General features: G+C 58.9%; 12 protein-coding genes. 7 read left to right on the forward strand and 5 right to left on the reverse strand.

The annotated features are described in order from the left end of the window. Nucleotides 1-43 precede the first annotated feature (43 nt). From GNZ13_RS41175 to GNZ13_RS41185, 3 genes are all read right to left on the reverse strand, one after another. Nucleotides 44-328 carry a hypothetical protein gene (locus GNZ13_RS41175; RefSeq protein WP_172175985.1) on the reverse strand — a complete coding sequence of 95 codons (285 nt, stop codon included), beginning with the start codon at nt 326-328 and terminating at the stop codon, nt 44-46. A gap of 76 nt (nt 329-404) precedes the next feature. Continuing rightward, nucleotides 405-674, reverse strand: a complete 270-nt coding sequence (locus GNZ13_RS41180) for a hypothetical protein (protein ID WP_172175987.1) — start codon at nt 672-674, stop codon at nt 405-407. A 163-nt stretch (nt 675-837) separates the two neighbouring features. Continuing rightward, on the reverse strand, nt 838-2,076 hold the full coding sequence (locus tag GNZ13_RS41185; protein WP_172175989.1) for an MFS transporter: 1,239 nt from the start codon (nt 2,074-2,076) through the stop codon (nt 838-840). A gap of 193 nt (nt 2,077-2,269) precedes the next feature. Here GNZ13_RS41185 and GNZ13_RS41190 point away from each other — a divergent pair, with 193 nt between their 5' ends. Then, nucleotides 2,270-4,927, forward strand: a complete 2,658-nt coding sequence (locus tag GNZ13_RS41190; RefSeq protein WP_236002405.1) for a winged helix-turn-helix domain-containing protein — start codon at nt 2,270-2,272, stop codon at nt 4,925-4,927. A gap of 20 nt (nt 4,928-4,947) precedes the next feature. Here GNZ13_RS41190 and GNZ13_RS41195 read toward each other — a convergent pair whose 3' ends face one another. Continuing rightward, nucleotides 4,948-5,886 carry a LysR family transcriptional regulator gene (locus GNZ13_RS41195; RefSeq protein WP_172175993.1) on the reverse strand — a complete coding sequence of 313 codons (939 nt, stop codon included), beginning with the start codon at nt 5,884-5,886 and terminating at the stop codon, nt 4,948-4,950. A gap of 160 nt (nt 5,887-6,046) precedes the next feature. Between GNZ13_RS41195 and GNZ13_RS41200 the strand changes: the two genes are divergently transcribed. The 6 genes from GNZ13_RS41200 to GNZ13_RS41225 all read left to right on the forward strand — a co-directional run bounded on the left by GNZ13_RS41200 (nt 6,047) and on the right by GNZ13_RS41225 (nt 15,515). Beyond that, the gene (locus GNZ13_RS41200; protein WP_172175995.1) at nt 6,047-7,213 is read left to right on the forward strand and encodes an MFS transporter; all 1,167 of its coding nucleotides are present in this window, start codon (nt 6,047-6,049) and stop codon (nt 7,211-7,213) included. Between the two features lie 8 nt (nt 7,214-7,221). Next, nucleotides 7,222-8,244, forward strand: a complete 1,023-nt coding sequence (locus tag GNZ13_RS41205; RefSeq protein WP_172175997.1) for a 2-dehydropantoate 2-reductase — start codon at nt 7,222-7,224, stop codon at nt 8,242-8,244. Nucleotides 8,245-8,495: 251 nt separating this feature from the next. Then, entirely contained in the window at nt 8,496-9,803 is a 1,308-nt protein-coding gene (gene oxlT, locus GNZ13_RS41210; RefSeq protein WP_172175999.1) for an oxalate/formate MFS antiporter, read from the forward strand. Nucleotides 9,804-10,169: 366 nt separating this feature from the next. Continuing rightward, on the forward strand, nt 10,170-10,391 hold the full coding sequence (locus tag GNZ13_RS41215) for a hypothetical protein (RefSeq protein WP_172176001.1): 222 nt from the start codon (nt 10,170-10,172) through the stop codon (nt 10,389-10,391). 466 nt (nt 10,392-10,857) lie between these two features. Further along, nucleotides 10,858-12,537 (forward strand): phage integrase family protein, encoded by a 1,680-nt coding sequence (locus tag GNZ13_RS41220; protein ID WP_172176003.1) that lies wholly within the window; start codon nt 10,858-10,860, stop codon nt 12,535-12,537. Further along, entirely contained in the window at nt 12,534-15,515 is a 2,982-nt protein-coding gene (locus tag GNZ13_RS41225; protein WP_172176005.1) for a Tn3 family transposase, read from the forward strand. The genes GNZ13_RS41220 and GNZ13_RS41225 overlap by 4 nt, the downstream gene beginning before the upstream one ends. Here GNZ13_RS41225 and GNZ13_RS53050 read toward each other — a convergent pair. Next, nucleotides 15,499-15,842: MarR family winged helix-turn-helix transcriptional regulator (locus GNZ13_RS53050; protein ID WP_407945695.1), on the reverse strand; the 344-nt coding region annotated here is incomplete at its 5' end. The genes GNZ13_RS41225 and GNZ13_RS53050 overlap by 17 nt on opposite strands.

Raw genomic sequence — 15,842 nt, forward strand, 5'->3', positions numbered from 1 at the left:
AGAGGTCTGGCCGGGATTCGTAAAAAATCCGCCACATCTCCGTCTAAGCGGCTGATTTAAATAAAAAATCGATGGTCGGATCGAGCGGTGGAACGGGGCGTTGAAGATCCAGCAGATAGTCCCCGAGCCGGTTAATGTGCTCCCGCCGGTACGGGGTGTCCTCAAGATTCGGATTTTTTCGCACGCCAAGCGATGTCGCTAGTCCATCGGCCAGAAGCGGCCGCTGACCAATCAGCTCCCAACGACCCATTGAAAGCCGCAAGCGGTCGTTCGAAACGTCGTCGCGGCCAGCTCGATCTGGCAACGCGCTGCTTGCGCAGCCGTTCATCGAGCGAAATCCGGTAGTACGTGGCGATTGGCTCTCGACAATAGTCCAAGCCCTTGACTTGATTGATCGTGCCTGCTTATCGCACCTGAATCTCGAAATCGACAAGGTATCCCGATACCTCCGTACCGTGCGCGCGAATCAGCGCGATAAGCTCTTCAGGCGTAATTTCGACACGCCATTCCCGCTGGCTTCCAAGCTTGCGCGCATCTAAAGCGACCAGGAGCACGCTGCGGCCATCGGTTGAAGCTTCGAGGCGCATCGTACGGGTAATCGTCTCTGTTTGCGGATCAATTTCCGTCAGCAACGACAACGTGCCATGAGCACCAGAAAAGTGCGGGGAGTCCATGAATGAAAGTTGCCTAATAAGTGTTCACCAGTGCGGATTTGCGATCGCCTCGTTATCGCGAAACACAGCGTTGAAAGCCCGATCGCCCAATTCCCTCGGGCTTGTTCTTGGCATGACCGCGGCTGTGCACGACTGCCTCAGGCTTCCAGCCACTGTCGACGTTTCAACTCCTGGTGTGTGCGTAAGCAGCCAGTCTCCCGGAGAAATGAAGAACAAACCCGAGCAACGCCAATGTGCCACCGAATATGCACGCTGTATGCCATCCACCTAGTCGCCAACTGATACTTGCTCCCCAAGAACCCGCGGCGCCGCCTACGAACATGCCGCTCATGAATAGCGTGTTGATTCGACTTCTTGCCTCCGGTCGAAGTGCGTACACCACATGTTGGTTGGAGATGAGAGCCGACTGCTCACCGAAGTCCAACAGGATGATGCCGACGATCAGGCCAACGAGGCTGCCCCAAAGGCCCAGAACCGCGTATGACAGCAGCATGATCAGGCAACCAAGCCCGATAACAGCATGGGGTCCACGATGATCAGCGACACGGCCAGCAAGTGGGGCAATCAGAATACCGGCCGCACCAACGATCCCCATGAGGCCCGCCACATCAGCCCCCAAGCCGAAGGCCTCGTGCAGACGCAATGCCAGAATTGTCCATAGCCCAATAAAGGAACCAAACAGCGCGGCTTGAATGCACGTTGCACGGCGCAGTGACCGTTCTTCTCGCCACAACTCGATGAGTGACTTCATGAGACCAAAGTAGCTGTGGCTTGTCTTGGGTTCGCTGGGTGGGAGTTTGACTAGCAACATTAACCAGACAATGGCGGTCATCGCGACCCCTAGCCAGAACGTGGCACGCCAGCCCCAATGATCGCCAGTAAATCCGCCGACTGCCCTACCCAGCAGAATGCCGCAAAGCACGCCGCTCATCACTGTACCGACGACCTGGCCACGGCGACTGGATGCGGCAAGTTCTGCCGCAAACGGTACGACTTGTTGGGCAACGGATCCTGAAATACCTACCACCGCTGAAGCGATTACCAGCGACCAGACATTCGGGGCTGCGGCAAGGCATACCAATGCCACGATTAACACGGCAGCTTGCCAAAGAATCAATTTCCTCCGATCAATTCGGTCTCCCAGGGGGACCAGAAAAAACAGACCGCAGGCGAAACCCAGTTGTGTAGCCGTCGGAACCAGATTGACCAGGCCGACCGATCGCGGGAAAGCCTGCTGCAATAGTTCCAGGATCGGCTGGTTGTAGTAAATGTTCGCGACAAAGACACCGCAGGCAACCGCCATCACCATCAGCAGTGAAGTATCCAGGTGAGGTGTTAACGCAGGCTCTTCAAGGGCGGAGGACTGCGCCAGAGATTCACTACCAGCCGTATCTTGTGACATGTCTAGACTCACGACGAAGTACAGGGACCTTCATGGTGATGTAGTGCACACGAGAAGTCTTTGGCCTACAATTTCAGACGTCTGAAATTCCTGTTGATCCCCGCAATCTTGCCGTGTGACACGAAAAATGCCTGCAGGTACAAAGACTCGCCGTGAAAGGCCGTCGAAGAGCCCCGACTCCCGCGACGACGATATGGTTGCTTTCGGCCGCTACCAGTTGTTCCCACGTCTGCGGCTATTGTTAAGAGACGGAGTACGACTGGACGTAGGTGAGCGTGCGCTGGAGGTGCTAGTCCAGCTTGTAAGTACGGCGGGCCAGGTAGTATCCAAAGATTCGCTTCTTTCCCGGATATGGTCGAAGGAAGTCATCGAGGAAAACAGCTTGCAGGCGCAGATCTCGTCATTGCGAAAAATACTGGGGGATGACAGGGACCTTATTGCAACGGAATTTGGCCGGGGCTATCGTTTTACAGGTTCAGTGCAGGCGCATCGGGCTGTAACGTCGTCGATAGGAGCACCTCAACCGCGAGTCGGCTTACCGAGCCCACGGTCTCCTTTGATCGGCCGCGATAACGAGCTACTGGAATTAAACCGGCTGTTGGCTACCCAAACGCTATGCACGCTCACGGGCCCTGCCGGCATAGGTAAGACTCGCCTGGCGATAGAGGCCGCGTCAGAATCCAGTCCTTGTTTTCCCGATGGGGTTTACTTCGCCGACCTGTCGCAACTGAGCGCAGCCTCAGTATCGCCAGCTATTTCGAGCGCGTTGGCGGGGCTTGCCGGGACAAGCACATCGTTAGCATCTCACCCGGAAAGGGCGCTACTGGTCGTTGATAACTGCGAACACGTTACGTTGGCCTGTGCAGCGGCCCTTGACCGGCTTCTGGAATCTGATCATCAACTGTGCGTGCTGCTCACCAGCCAGACCCCATTGGGGCTGGATGGTGAGCAGGTCTACCGGCTCAGTCCTCTCACGTTACCTCCGCGCACCATCAACGCAGCAAACGCAAGAAGCTATAGTGCGGTTGAACTGTTTGTTCGCCGTGTCACTTCCGCAGACTATCATTTCGAGCTTACGGAAAAGAACGTAGAGCAGGTTACGACGTTATGCAGAGCGCTCGATGGGGTTCCACTGGCATTGGAAATCGCCGCAGCTCGCGTGCCATCGCTGGGTCTCGCAGCGGTCACCGAGGATTTAGCCCTTTCATCCGGATTGCTTGCCGCTCAGAAACGCCAGGCCCCGGGTCGCCATCGGACTCTTGGTGACGCCCTGCAGTGGAGTTACCAATTACTCGACTCCGTAGAACAAGCGGTGTTCCAGGAACTGGCCATTTTCCCTGGTGATTTCACCGTCACTGCCGCAGAACGTATCGCATCCACCAAGCTGGAAAGGCCCACCAGACTGGTTGATGTTCTTTGCAGCCTCGTTGAAAAGTCGCTAATCACGTTGCAGACCGGAACCCAGCCGATTCGCTATCGCTATCTAACCATGCTGCGGGCGTACGCCTTGGAGCAGCTTGCGAACCGCACAGCGGCCATGACTGAAAAGCATGCCAGCTTTGTTGAGCAATTGGTTTCTCAAGCCCAACGGGATTGGATGTCGCTACCCACGACACAATGGAAGCGACAATACGAACACCACATTGACGATATCAGGGCCGCTCTTGACTGGTCATTGTTAGATAGTAAGCGCCGTGCCCTGGGACTGCGCATCCTCGCGAACTCCGCCCCATTCTGGATACAACTATCACTTCACGACGAGTGTCGCCAGCGGATTACGAACGTACTGGAAGAAACGAAAGTTCTTCCCGTTGAAGAGCACCAGGAGATGATGATTCAGGCCGCACTGGCCACTTCGCTGACCTGGTCACGCGGACCAGTTCCGGCTAATGGGCGGGCTTGGACCAGGGCCAGTGATCTCGCGCTCCGACTGGACGACAAGGAAACGCAACTGCAGGCTGAATACGGTCTATGGCTTTATCATCTCCGTAGCGGGTGCTACGCACAGGCACTGCGGCACGGGAAAAGCATGGCAGATTTAGCTCTGAGGCATCGCGATCAAGCAGCACTTCTGACAGCACGTCGTCTGATCGGAACATCTCATCATTTTTTGGGTAATCACACTGAAGCTTTGATTGAAATTGAATCCATGCTCGACAGCTATACACGCGACGAACGTCACGGCTCCCATTTCAGATTCGGAATGGACCAGCGCGTAGCGGGTTGGGCCTTTCTTTCTCGCATTCTGTGGTTAATGGGTAATACGACCAAAGCTCGACGGGCTGCCCAGGTAGCGATTGACGAGGCTATGGCACTGGATCACGCCTGCACCCTGTGCTGTGCCCTTGCGGAGGGAAGCTGTACCGTGGCAGCGCTTTCAGGAGACGTCGAAGGGGTCAAGCGCGTGTCGCAGCAGCTTAACCAGGTGGCAGGAAATCACGGTCTGGACTTTTGGGGACTCTATGGTTCGGCTTTTTCACTTTGGGCGAAAGTATTCCAGGATCCCAACGCTGTCTGCTTCCGGGAGCTTCAATCGACACTGGAGACGCTACAAGTCCATGGATTTGATCCCGCTTATTCCGTATTCTTATCCGACTTTGCGAACGCAATGCTGGAACAAGGGCGTACGCGAGAAGCAGCCAGTCTTATTAATGCCAGGCTGGCAGGCGACGCCACTGGACAGCTTTGGAACGCCCCTGAACTTATGAGGGTCAAGTCTCGGACGCTATCGGAGAAGAAGTCATCTCGGCGAGCACCACGGTCGTTGATTCTGCAACAAGCGTTGACGCTGGCACGCGCTCAGGGTGCGAAAGCGTGGGAGCTAAGACTCACAAACGAACATGTTGCATAGGCGCCCGGCGTAATGCGGTATCACCCGTTTGCCGCGCCGAGCGCTTCGCCGAAGCGGGACATGCCCGCGAGCGGGCCCGTTTCCGTCGATTCGACCAGGTAGTCGAGGAAGGCCCGCACAGAGGGCGACGTGCGTCGCGCGCGTTCGAAAAGCACATTCACGGGCGCGGGCATTGTCTCGTAGTCCTGAAGGATTCGTCGAAGCCGCCCGCGCTCGATGTCTTCAGCCACTTGCCATGATGGGGCGCGCACGATGCCCGCACCGTCGATCGCCGCGGCCGCGAGCACGTCGAGCGCGTTGGCCCAGAGGCGGCCTGTAATGCGGGCGGAATGACGAGTGCCTACGGACTTGAAGCGCCAATCGACGGGGCCAGGCCGGTCGGAGAAAACGAGGCAGTCGTGCCGGCGCAGCTCGTCAGGCGAGCAAGGCGCACCGCGGCGCTCGATATAAGACGGCGCGGCGCAAACGATCATGCGCACGTCTCCGAGCTTGCGTGCCACGAGCGCCGAATCGGGCAGGCGGCCCACGCGAATCGCGAGGTGGATGTCCTCCTCGACGAGATTCACGGCGCGGTCGATCAGCAGCAGCTCGACCGAAACTGCGGTGTGGCGCGCAAGGAAGCACGGCATGAGCGGTGCGATGACGGTTCGGCCGAGCAGCGTGGGCGCAGCGATGCGCAAACGGCCCGCCGGCTCGCTGCGGCCCGCGCTGAGCAACGCGCCCACTTCGTCCAGCTCCGCAAGGATCGACTTCGCGCGCTCGAAAAAGAGGCGCCCCTCGTTCGTCAGCGCTATGTTCCGTGTCGTGCGGCGCAGCAGCTGCATGCCGAATTGCTTTTCGAGCGCCGACAAGTGGCGGCTCACCGAAGTCAGCGACATCGGAATCGCACGGGCGGCCGCAGACAGACTGCCGGTTTCCACCACTCGGACAAACACGTTCATCGCGTCGAATCGGTCCATCGGTCACCCTTCCTTAAATCGCAAGAGTCATTGCCGTTGTATGACGCTACTCCCGATTTTAGAAATAGTCTACATTCCCCTTTGAGCAAACCGCAAAAGCCCGCGCGCCACGCCTCGAGCGCGCGAGCACTTCGAACATTTCCGGCAAAGGACGGGCGCAATGAAGCAGTCGATCTATTGGGTTATGGCGCTCGCAGCCGGGCTCGTCGTCGCCAACAACTATTACAACCAGCCGCTGCTCGTCGATTTCGCGCATACGTTCGGCGCTACCGAACCTCAGGTCGGCGCGGTCTCCATCGCCGCGCAGGCTGGTTATGCGCTCGGCCTGCTGTTGTTCATTCCGCTTGGCGACAAGGTCGAGCTTCGCAAGCTCTTCGCGCTCACGTTGGCGGCGGCCGTCGTCGCGCTCGTCGCGATGGCGGCGGCGCCCACGCTGCCTTGGGCCGTGGCGGCGAGCTTTGCCGCGGGCATGTCGAGTGTGGCACCGCAACTGCTCACGCCTTATGCGGCGAAGATTGCAGGACCCCAAGGCCGCGGCAAGGCCGTCGGAATCGTGATGTTCGGCCTGCTTTGCGGGATCCTCGTCTCTCGCACGGTATCGGGCATGATTGCTGCGCATTTCGGATGGCGTGCCGTCTACGCCTTCGCGGCAGTTGCGACGGTGGCCGTTGCCGCCATGCTTGCGCGCGTGCTTCCACGCGTCGAGCCGACCTTCTCGGGCAGCTATGGCGCGTTGATCCGTTCGCTGCTTGCGTTGCTGCGCGAGGAGCCCGTCGTACGGCAGACCGCTTCGATCGCGGCGTTGCAATTCGCGGCATTCAGCGCCTTCTGGACGACGCTCGCGTTTCAGCTGCATGGCCTCGACGCCCGTTACGGCAGCGAGACGGCCGGATTGTTCGGGCTCGTCGGCGTCGCCGGCGCGAGCGCGTCTTATGCCGCGGGAAAGCTGACCGATGCGCGCGATCCGCGTCGTGTCATCCTCGCCGCCAGCATCGTCTTCGTCGCCTCGTATGCGCTGCTTGCCTGGAAAGGCGCGAGCATCGGCGGGCTAATCGCCGGCGTGATCCTGCTCGACCTCGGCTTGCAAAGCGCGCATGTCTCGAACATGGCGCGCAACCTGGCGGTTCGGAGCACTGCGATGAGCCGCGCCAACACGCTTTATATGACGATCCGCTTTGCGGGTGGGGCGATCGGCGCGGCGCTTGGCAACTATGCGTGGAGCGTGTGGCACTGGCCGGGCGTGTGCGGCGTTGGGCTCGCCTTTGCCAGCGCCTCGATGCTGCTGCAGATCAATCCCGTGTCTGGTCAGCGAACGCTTGCTAAGTAGGAGGCCTTATGAAGTTCTGTATTTTTGGGGCGGGCGCTATCGGCGGCTATCTGGCAGTAGAACTCGCGTTATCCGGCCAGGAGGTTTGTATCATTGCGCGCGGTGAGCATCTAAAGGCAATCCGAAGGAATGGTTTGAAATTGCTGATTGGCGGGCAGGAAAAAATTGCCAAAGTTTCAGCCAGCGACAACCCGAGCGATTTCGGTCCCCAAGATTACGTGCTATGCACAATGAAAGCGCATCAGTCGTACGAATGCGCCAGCGATTTCACTTCGCTACTGGGGCCCAATACGGCAATTGTGACCGCGATGAACGGGATTCCGTGGTGGTATTTCTACAAGGAAGGCGGAACATTCGAAAATCGCACACTGGAATCTGTAGATCCGGGCGGCAAGCAGTGGAATTTGCTCGGACCTGAGCGCGCAATCGGATGCGTAGTTGATCCAGCCTGCGAGGTAATTGCTCCCGGCGTTATCGAGCACCATGAATTCAACCGTTTTATCATTGGCGAGCCGGATGGCAGTCACTCTGAACGAGTACTCAAGTTGTCACAGGCGCTGAAGAATGCCAATTTTGATGCCCCCATCGGCGATGCGATTCGCTGGAATGTCTGGCTCAAGCTTTGGGGGAACGTCTGTTTTAATCCGATCAGCGCCCTGACTTCCGCAACACTTGATCGCATGACGACTGCCCCGGCCTTAAGTGCGCTATGCAAACAAGCGATGTATGAAGCCAAGGCTGTGACAGATGCACTTAATGTGCATATTGGCGAGGATATGATTGAGCGCCGCCTAAACGCGGCTAGTCAAGCGGTTGGTCACAAGATGTCGATGCTTCAGGATCTTGAACGCCACCGCTCGATGGAAATCGATGCACTAGTCACAGCAGTTCAAGAGTTTGGACAACTAACGAACGTTCCGACCCCTACCGTAAACATTCTGTCAACGCTGGCGCAAGAGAAAGCTCGGCAGGCCAATTTGTACAAGTACGGCTATGTGGCCACTACCCTAAGTAATGGTGCACCAGTGTGATATCGCGCAGTTAAGTGAATAGAAGACGGGTCCCAACTACTACGCATTGCGTTAGTCATCGCAGGTCAACGTCATCATAAAAAACGATCCACGACGGCTGTTAATGTCGTGAGATAGCTTTGATCGCATCTAGTTAATTTTGCACTTTCTGTCCGAATGCCTGCATCGACAAATCACTTGAAACACGCGAAACCATTGTATTGATCTCGTCCGTTTTAAAACATTACGACTTCTTGAGAGGTAGTAAAAAAATGAACAGCAATCAAATGAGTGCGCAGGATGCAAGCGCCATAGGATATAAAAACCGTTGGGCACAACTTTTTATCGGTATTATTTGTGTGGCCCTGGTGGCCAATTTGCAATACGGCTGGACTCTGTTTGTGACACCGATTGACAATGCGCATCACTGGGGCAAGGCTGCTATTCAGGTCGCCTTCTCGATTTTCGTTCTGACTGAAACCTGGCTTATACCGATTGAAGGCTTCCTGGTTGATAAGTTCGGCCCACGTCCGGTCGTATCCGCCGGCGCAATCTGTGCCGGTCTGGGCTGGGTGCTTAACAGCTATGCGACATCGCTGCCTATGTTGTACTTTGCAGCGTTTATTTCAGGTGTTGGCGCAGGCTGTGTTTATGGTACATGCGTTGGTAATGCGCTGAAATGGTTCCCGGATCGCCGTGGTCTGGCAGCCGGTTTGACCGCAGGAGGTTTTGGTGCCGGTGCCGCAGTTACCGTGATTCCGATCGCGAACATGATCAAAAGTTCCGGATACGAACAGACATTCCTGACCTTTGGCATTATCCAAGGTGTTGGTATTTTCATCTTAGGGATGCTGCTGATACGGCCAGTTGCACGAAAAAGCATGGCATGCAAAGCAAATGCGTCAACCAAGATCGATTACTCCACCAAGCAAATGCTCAAAACGCCGATATTCTGGGTTCTTTACATCATGTTTGTCATGGTCGCTGCTGGCGGTCTGATGGCAACGGCGCAAATCGGGCCGATTGCGAAGGATTTCGGTCTTGCTTCGCTGCCAATTACCTTGTTTGGCGCAACCCTGCCATTGTTGACGATGACGCTGTCGATCGACAATTTGGCAAATGGCTTTACTCGTCCTTTGTGTGGCTTTATCTCCGACAAAATCGGTCGTGAAAACAGCATGTTCATCTTGTTTATCGGCGAAGGTCTAGCATTGTTGGGATTGATGAAATACGGCCATGACCCGATTGCATTCGTGACGTTTGCAGCGCTGGTTTTCCTGTGCTGGGGCGAGATTTTCTCGATTTTCCCGGCGATTTGCGCGGACACGTTCGGCAGCAAATTCGCAGCAGGCAATTCAGGCACGCTCTATTCGGCAAAAGGTACGGCTGCGTTGCTGGTGCCGCTGGCATCCGTCTTGTCGGCAAGTGGTGGATGGAACCTCGTATTTATTGTCGCATCCGTCATCACGATTGTTGCCGGTATTTCGGCAAAACTGATCTTGGCACCAATGCGCAAACGCTTCATCGCTAACAGCGCCGCTGCATCGGTGGATACAAATGCAAAACGCGTTCCTGCCTAAAGGCAAGCTTGCATAAATTGCTAGGGCGCCGTTAGCAGAGCGCCCGCATTTAAATTTTTTGTTGTACTGCGGCACTGTCTGTTTCACAACGGATAGTGCATTTATAAGGTTGGCGCCAAAAGCGCGTCGATGGATTGCGAGCCGACGCGGATGATTGCAAGCTCAGTCGCAAATAATGTGAGCTGGCGGGGTGCGTTAGTCGCAATTAATCTGAGCCGGTAGGTGCGTTGATTGCGAGCACGGCCGGCGTCGATTGCAAGCCGTTACAGCTACACGCCGTGCAGAACATGGGATTCGGATGGCCAATCGAAGGACAGCCGACAACTAGGATGATCAACGAAAACTGATTGAGGCAAAGGACCGCAAATGAGCATTGCACAGTTGATTGAGATTGGCATCGTCCTGATGACTTCAGGTGCCGGTGCCACGTTCCTGCTGGCGACAGTCATTCCGACCCACGTACTGCAGTGCGGTCAGGAACATGGCAGGTTTGCCGGCCTATCTGTGGGCGATCAGCGCGATGTCGCTGGCAAGCGGCCGAACGTCGCGGCGCAGAAACCCGCGTCGTTCGTCGACCAAGCCCAATAGTGAACAGCGTCCGTTCACTTGCCTACCGGTTGCGAGCCATCGCCCGGACGGTGCAGAGCCGGCGCCATGCACTACTGGACGATGCCCGTGACCCGCGCAAAACACGATGTAGCAACTCCCTTTGGACGAAAGCCCCTCGCGATTCGTTCAGGAATATGCCCGGCTCTACGGCGCGCCGCCATTGCGCGACATCAATCTTGTGCGCAATGCGTTGGGTGCCCGTCTAGGTAGAACGTACGTCCGCAATGTGTTGCATTGCGGACGCTTGGCGTACGAAAAAATCCGGAGCCTGAGGGCACCCCATGACGCACGCACGAGATTGAAAATCCGACGTGCAATCAAGATGCAACCCTATCGCTAACAGATATTATCGATAGAGGCGCGTTTTTTAATGAAACTACCAATTTGCGGAACGCGCCACACCCGACCGTCACGCCGCTGTCATCCTGCTGTTTATAATTTTCGGATGCCTGATCTTCTGAGTTCGCTACCCTTTCCGGACACCGCGTCCCTGTCCGCGCTACGCGCGTGGTACGCGGGCGTCGGCTCGCGCGAGGCGGTCGAGCGTTATTGCCCCTACGCGCTCGAAGGCGGCCGGTCGGCGCGCGGCGTGATCGGGCGCGTTCGCCGGCAGCTCGCCGATTTCGCCCTCAGCCGTCATCGCGCCGATCTCGCCCGACTGTTCCAGTGCGTGGCCGGCGAGCGGACCCGTCACCGTAAGGCCGCAACCCGGGCGCTGGACATCCTGCCGTCGATTCCGATCCCGCAACCGCAGGTCAGCGATGCGATCGGTGCCTGGCTGTTGCCTCGCGTCGTCCCCGTGCTGCATCAGCACGGCATCAAGACGCTGGCGGATCTGACCGTGCGCATCCCCCGTCGCCGGCGCTGGTGGCGCACCATTCCCGGGCTCGGCGTGCGCAGTGCACGTCATATTGAAAGCTTCTTTGGCGCCCACCCGGCGCTCACCGAACGCGCTCGCGCGCTGATCGTGGCGGCGACGCCGGAGCCCGTGGTGCCGTGGGAAAACATCCGCGTGCCGCATGACGTCGACGGTTCGCACGGCGGCTTCCGTGCGCCGAAGCCCATGTGCGCGCTCGAGGCCGATAACGACTATCAGGCGATCAGCGCCTGGCTTGATCGGCACGAGGCCGCCGAAACGCAGCGCGCCTATCGCCGGGAAGCGGAGCGGCTGCTGCTGTGGGCGATTGTCGAGCGCGGCAAGGCGCTGTCTTCGCTCGCGAGCGAGGACGCGACCGCTTATCGCGCCTTCCTGCGCCATCCAGCACCGCGCGCCCGATGGGTCGCGCCGGCGCGACCGCGCTTATCGCCGGAGTGGCGGCCGTTCACGGGTGCGCTGTCGCCGGATTCCATCGCCTATGCGCTGTCGGTTCTGAGCGCAATGTTTCGTTGGCTGATCGAACAGCGTTACGTGCTCGCGAATCCGTTCGCCGGCCTCAGGGTACGCGGCGCGCAGCGCAATGGCGAACTGGATATTTTGCGTGCATTTACGGCCGGAGAGTGGGAACTGATCCGCACGATTGCCGATGGCCTCGAATGGTCGCATGGCTGGGCACTTCCCGCCGCGCAGCGTCTGCGCTTTCTGCTCGATTTCGGTTATGCAACCGGCCTGCGCGCAGGCGAGCTGGTCGGCGTCACACTCGGCGGCATCGAAAGCGGTGCACGTGGTGAGCGGTGGCTTCACCTCACCGGCAAGGGCGCGAAGGTTGGCAAGGTGGTCCTGCCGCCGCTCGCGCGCTTTGCACTGGACCAGTATCTGGTACAGCGCGGTCTGCCCGTGAGCCCGGCACGATGGATGCCGGACGTGCCGCTGCTCGGCCGGCTGGACGAGCCCGGCGGCATCACCACACCGCGCCTGAGGGAAGTGCTGCGCCGCTTCTTCGGCATCGCCGCAGACGCCATCCAGGCCGACCACCCAGCACTCGCCGGCAAACTGCAGCGCGCGACGCCACACTGGCTGAGGCATACGCACGCAACACACGCGCTGGCCAACGGCGCGACGCTGACCATCGTACGCGACAACCTGCGTCACGCGTCGATCACGACCACGTCGATTTACCTGGACGACGACGAGGTCCAGCGTACCCGGCAGATCGAGCGGATCTTCGCGAGACGGCCACCAGCATGAGCACCGTCCACGAGACCATCTACCCGGTTCTGCCCGCCGAACCGGGCACGGCGGAACTGAAAGCGGCGTTCACCCCGACCGCCGCGGAAATCCGCTTTGTGCGCCGGCAATCCCGGCAGGAAGCTACCGCCGTACTGATCATGGTCCAGCTGAAACTGCTGCAGCGTCTCGGCTACTTCCCGATGCTCTCGGACGTGCCGCCGGTCATCATCGATCACATCCGGACCGCGATGCGAGCCCGGGCGTTGTCCCGGACGGCGATCGCGCGGTACGACATATCCGGCACTCGCATCCGGCACCAGAAGCTGCTGCGCCCCTGGCTCGACATCCGGCCGTTCGACGCGGACGAGACGGCGTGGCTCGCCGATCTCGCGTCAGGGGAAGCAAGGACCAAAGTCGAGCTGCCCGACATCATCAACGTGCTGATCGAGGAACTGGTCCGCCGCCGTTACGAACTACCGCCGCTGTCGACGCTTCAGCGCATCGCCACGCAGGCGCGCAACGACCTCAACGAAACGATCTGGAAGACGATTTCCGGCGCACTGGACGCGGCCATGATCGAAAGGATCGATGGGCTCCTCGTCATCAGGGCCGGCAAGTCGGGCTGGGACGATCTGAAGCAGGAGCCGAAGAGGCCAGCTGCGCGAGCGATCGCGAGCTTCCTCAAGCATATCAACGGGATCAGGAAACTGGCGGAAGGCTTGCCGGCGCCGCCCGCGATCCTGTCCGTCAGCAAGCGGGCCCAGCTAGTCACTGAAGCGCGGGCGCTCGACGTTGCGGAACTGCGTGCGCTCAAGGTAGCGAAGCGTCACGCGCTCGCGGTACTCTTCATCCAGGCGCAGTTGCAGAAGGCACTTGACGATGTTGCCGAGATCTTCATCAAGGTCATGCGCAAGTTCGAGACGTACGCGAAGGTCCGGCTTCAAAAATACCAGCTTGAACATACCGGCGTGCTGGAGGGACTGGTCGGGCAGTTCCGGGACGTCCTGCAGATCCTTCAGGATGAAGGGTTATCGGAACGCCAACGGCTGCCGAAAATCCGTGAGGCGCTCGGCGATCCATCCGCAGCGCTTGCACAATGCAACGAGCACATCGCCTATGCCGGCCAGTTCGACCTGCCGTTCATGCTCGTGCCGTACCGCAACCAGCGCTCACTGCTGTTTCAGTGCCTGGACGTGCTGCCGTTGCGATCGAGCTCGCAGGACCGCGCGGTGCTGGTCGCGCTTGCCTGGCTGCAGGGCTCCCGGAACGCCCACCGCGAATACCTGCTGCTCACGGAGAACGACCTCGCAAACCTGCCGCTGGACTGGCTACCGGAAAAATGGGGGCGCGCGGTGTTCCCGCATGGTCGGGACAGCCGGATGCTGCACCGCCGGTTCTTTGAACTGGGCGTCTTCAGCCAGATCATGCGGGAACTCAACTCTGGCGATCTCTACGTCGAGGGCAGCGATCGCTTCGACGACTATCGCATGCACCAGGTCTCCGACGAGGAATTCCAGCGTGAGCTGCCGCGCTATTGTGAGATCGTGGGATTGCCCACGGACGGCAAGAGCTTTGCGAAGGATCTGCGGGACCGTCTGAACGCGGCGCTCGACGAGACCGATGCGAACTTCCCGGCGAACGACAGCATCGAGTTCGTCGATCAGGAACTCGTCATTCACAAACCGGACAAGGAGCCCGAACCACCGAACCGGACGCTGATCGATCAGGCGATCACGGCATCGATGCCACAGATCAGCATCCTGGATCTCCTCACCGAAACCGAGCAGTGGCTGGACCTGCATAAACTGTTCGGCCCGCTGTCCGGGTTCGACGCGAAGGTCGACGATCCGCGCAAGCGCTTCATCACGACGCTGTTCTGCTACGGCTGCAATCTTGGCCCCAGCCAGACGGCGCGCTCGGTGAAAGGGCTCAGCCGCAAGCAGGTCGCCTGGCTGAACCTGAAACATGTCACTGAGGAGCGGCTCGACAAGGCGAACGTGAAAGTGATCAACGCGTACAACCAGTTCGCGTTGCCGAAATACTGGGGTAGCGGCAAGCGCGCGTCGGCGGACGGTACCAAATGGAGCCTGTATGAGCAGAACCTGCTGTCCGAGTATCACGTCCGCTATGGCGGATACGGCGGGATTGGCTACTACCACGTGTCCGACATGTACATCGCGCTGTTCAGCCACTTCATCCCATGCGGCGTTCACGAAGCCGTCTATATCCTCGACGGGCTGATCCAGAATGGCGCCGACATCAAGCCCGACACGATCCACGGCGATACGCAGGCGCAGAGCGGTCCGGTGTTCGGCCTGTCCTACGTGACGGGCATCAGCCTGATGCCGCGCATGCGCAACATCAAGGATCTCGTGCTGTACAAGGCCGACAGGCGTCGCAAGTATGAGCACATCGACAGCCTTTGTCGCCAGGCCATTGACTGGACGCTGATCGAGCGACACTATCCTGACATGATGCGCGTCGCGGTGTCGATCAAGGCGGGCACGATGACGCCCTCGACAATCCTTCGCCGCCTCGGCTCGGAGAGCACGAAGAACAAGCTGTACTTTGCGTTTCGGGAACTCGGGCGCGTGATCCGGACACTGTTCCTGCTGAAATATCTCAATGACCCGGAGTTACGCCGCACGATTCACGCGGCGACCAACAAGAGCGAGCAGTTCAACGACTTCGCGCAGTGGCTGATGTTCGGCGGCGAAGGCGTCATCGCCGAAAACGTCCGGCACGAGCAGCGCAAGGTGATCAAGTACAACCACCTCGTCGCGAACATGGTGATCCTGTACAACGTACAGTGGATGTCGCGCAAGCTGAAGGAGTTGCAGCAGAAGGGGCATCCGGTCGACGCCGATGTTCTCAAGGTGCTGTCGCCATACCGGCGGGAGCACATCAACCGGCTCGGCGACTATCTGCTGGATCTCCAGCGCCCCGTGCCGCCGCTCGATCCGACCATCGATTTCGCATTTAAATCAGCCGCTTAGGCCGAGATGTGGCGGATTTTTTGCGAATCCCGGCCGCCCCTCGACCATCGCTTGCCAGGACGCCCTCGGCAACCCAGCCCTGCGCGATCAGCGGCTGCAGATTCCTTGTCAGCGTCGAGCGCTCGTGATGATTCCGTCGGCCAAGATCTGAGCGGCTGATAGGCCCGAACTCCGCGATCAGCACGAGCAATGAGAACTGTGGCGCCACGATGCCGAACGGACGCAACGCATCGTCATAGACGGAAGTCAAGACGCGGGAGATCTGCCGGGCGCGCGTCAGCAGACAATTGCGCGCGATCTGGCTGCTCAGCGGTTCATCCGCGGTGC

This window comes from Paraburkholderia elongata, from assembly GCF_013177735.1.
In the GTDB taxonomy this organism is placed as follows: Bacteria; Pseudomonadota; Gammaproteobacteria; order Burkholderiales; family Burkholderiaceae; genus Paraburkholderia; species Paraburkholderia elongata.

Coding starts and splice junctions, on each gene's coding strand:
- GNZ13_RS41225 (WP_172176005.1), top strand. CDS start 12,534: ATGAGCACCGTCCACGAGACCATCTACCCGGTTCTGCCCGCCGAACCG.
- GNZ13_RS41205 (WP_172175997.1), top strand. CDS start 7,222: ATGAAGTTCTGTATTTTTGGGGCGGGCGCTATCGGCGGCTATCTGGCA.
- GNZ13_RS41190 (WP_236002405.1), top strand. CDS start 2,270: ATGGTTGCTTTCGGCCGCTACCAGTTGTTCCCACGTCTGCGGCTATTG.
- GNZ13_RS41175 (WP_172175985.1), bottom strand. CDS start 328: ATGAACGGCTGCGCAAGCAGCGCGTTGCCAGATCGAGCTGGCCGCGAC.
- oxlT (WP_172175999.1), top strand. CDS start 8,496: ATGAACAGCAATCAAATGAGTGCGCAGGATGCAAGCGCCATAGGATAT.
- GNZ13_RS41185 (WP_172175989.1), bottom strand. CDS start 2,076: ATGTCACAAGATACGGCTGGTAGTGAATCTCTGGCGCAGTCCTCCGCC.
- GNZ13_RS41195 (WP_172175993.1), bottom strand. CDS start 5,886: ATGGACCGATTCGACGCGATGAACGTGTTTGTCCGAGTGGTGGAAACC.
- GNZ13_RS41215 (WP_172176001.1), top strand. CDS start 10,170: ATGAGCATTGCACAGTTGATTGAGATTGGCATCGTCCTGATGACTTCA.
- GNZ13_RS41220 (WP_172176003.1), top strand. CDS start 10,858: ATGCCTGATCTTCTGAGTTCGCTACCCTTTCCGGACACCGCGTCCCTG.
- GNZ13_RS41180 (WP_172175987.1), bottom strand. CDS start 674: ATGGACTCCCCGCACTTTTCTGGTGCTCATGGCACGTTGTCGTTGCTG.
- GNZ13_RS41200 (WP_172175995.1), top strand. CDS start 6,047: ATGAAGCAGTCGATCTATTGGGTTATGGCGCTCGCAGCCGGGCTCGTC.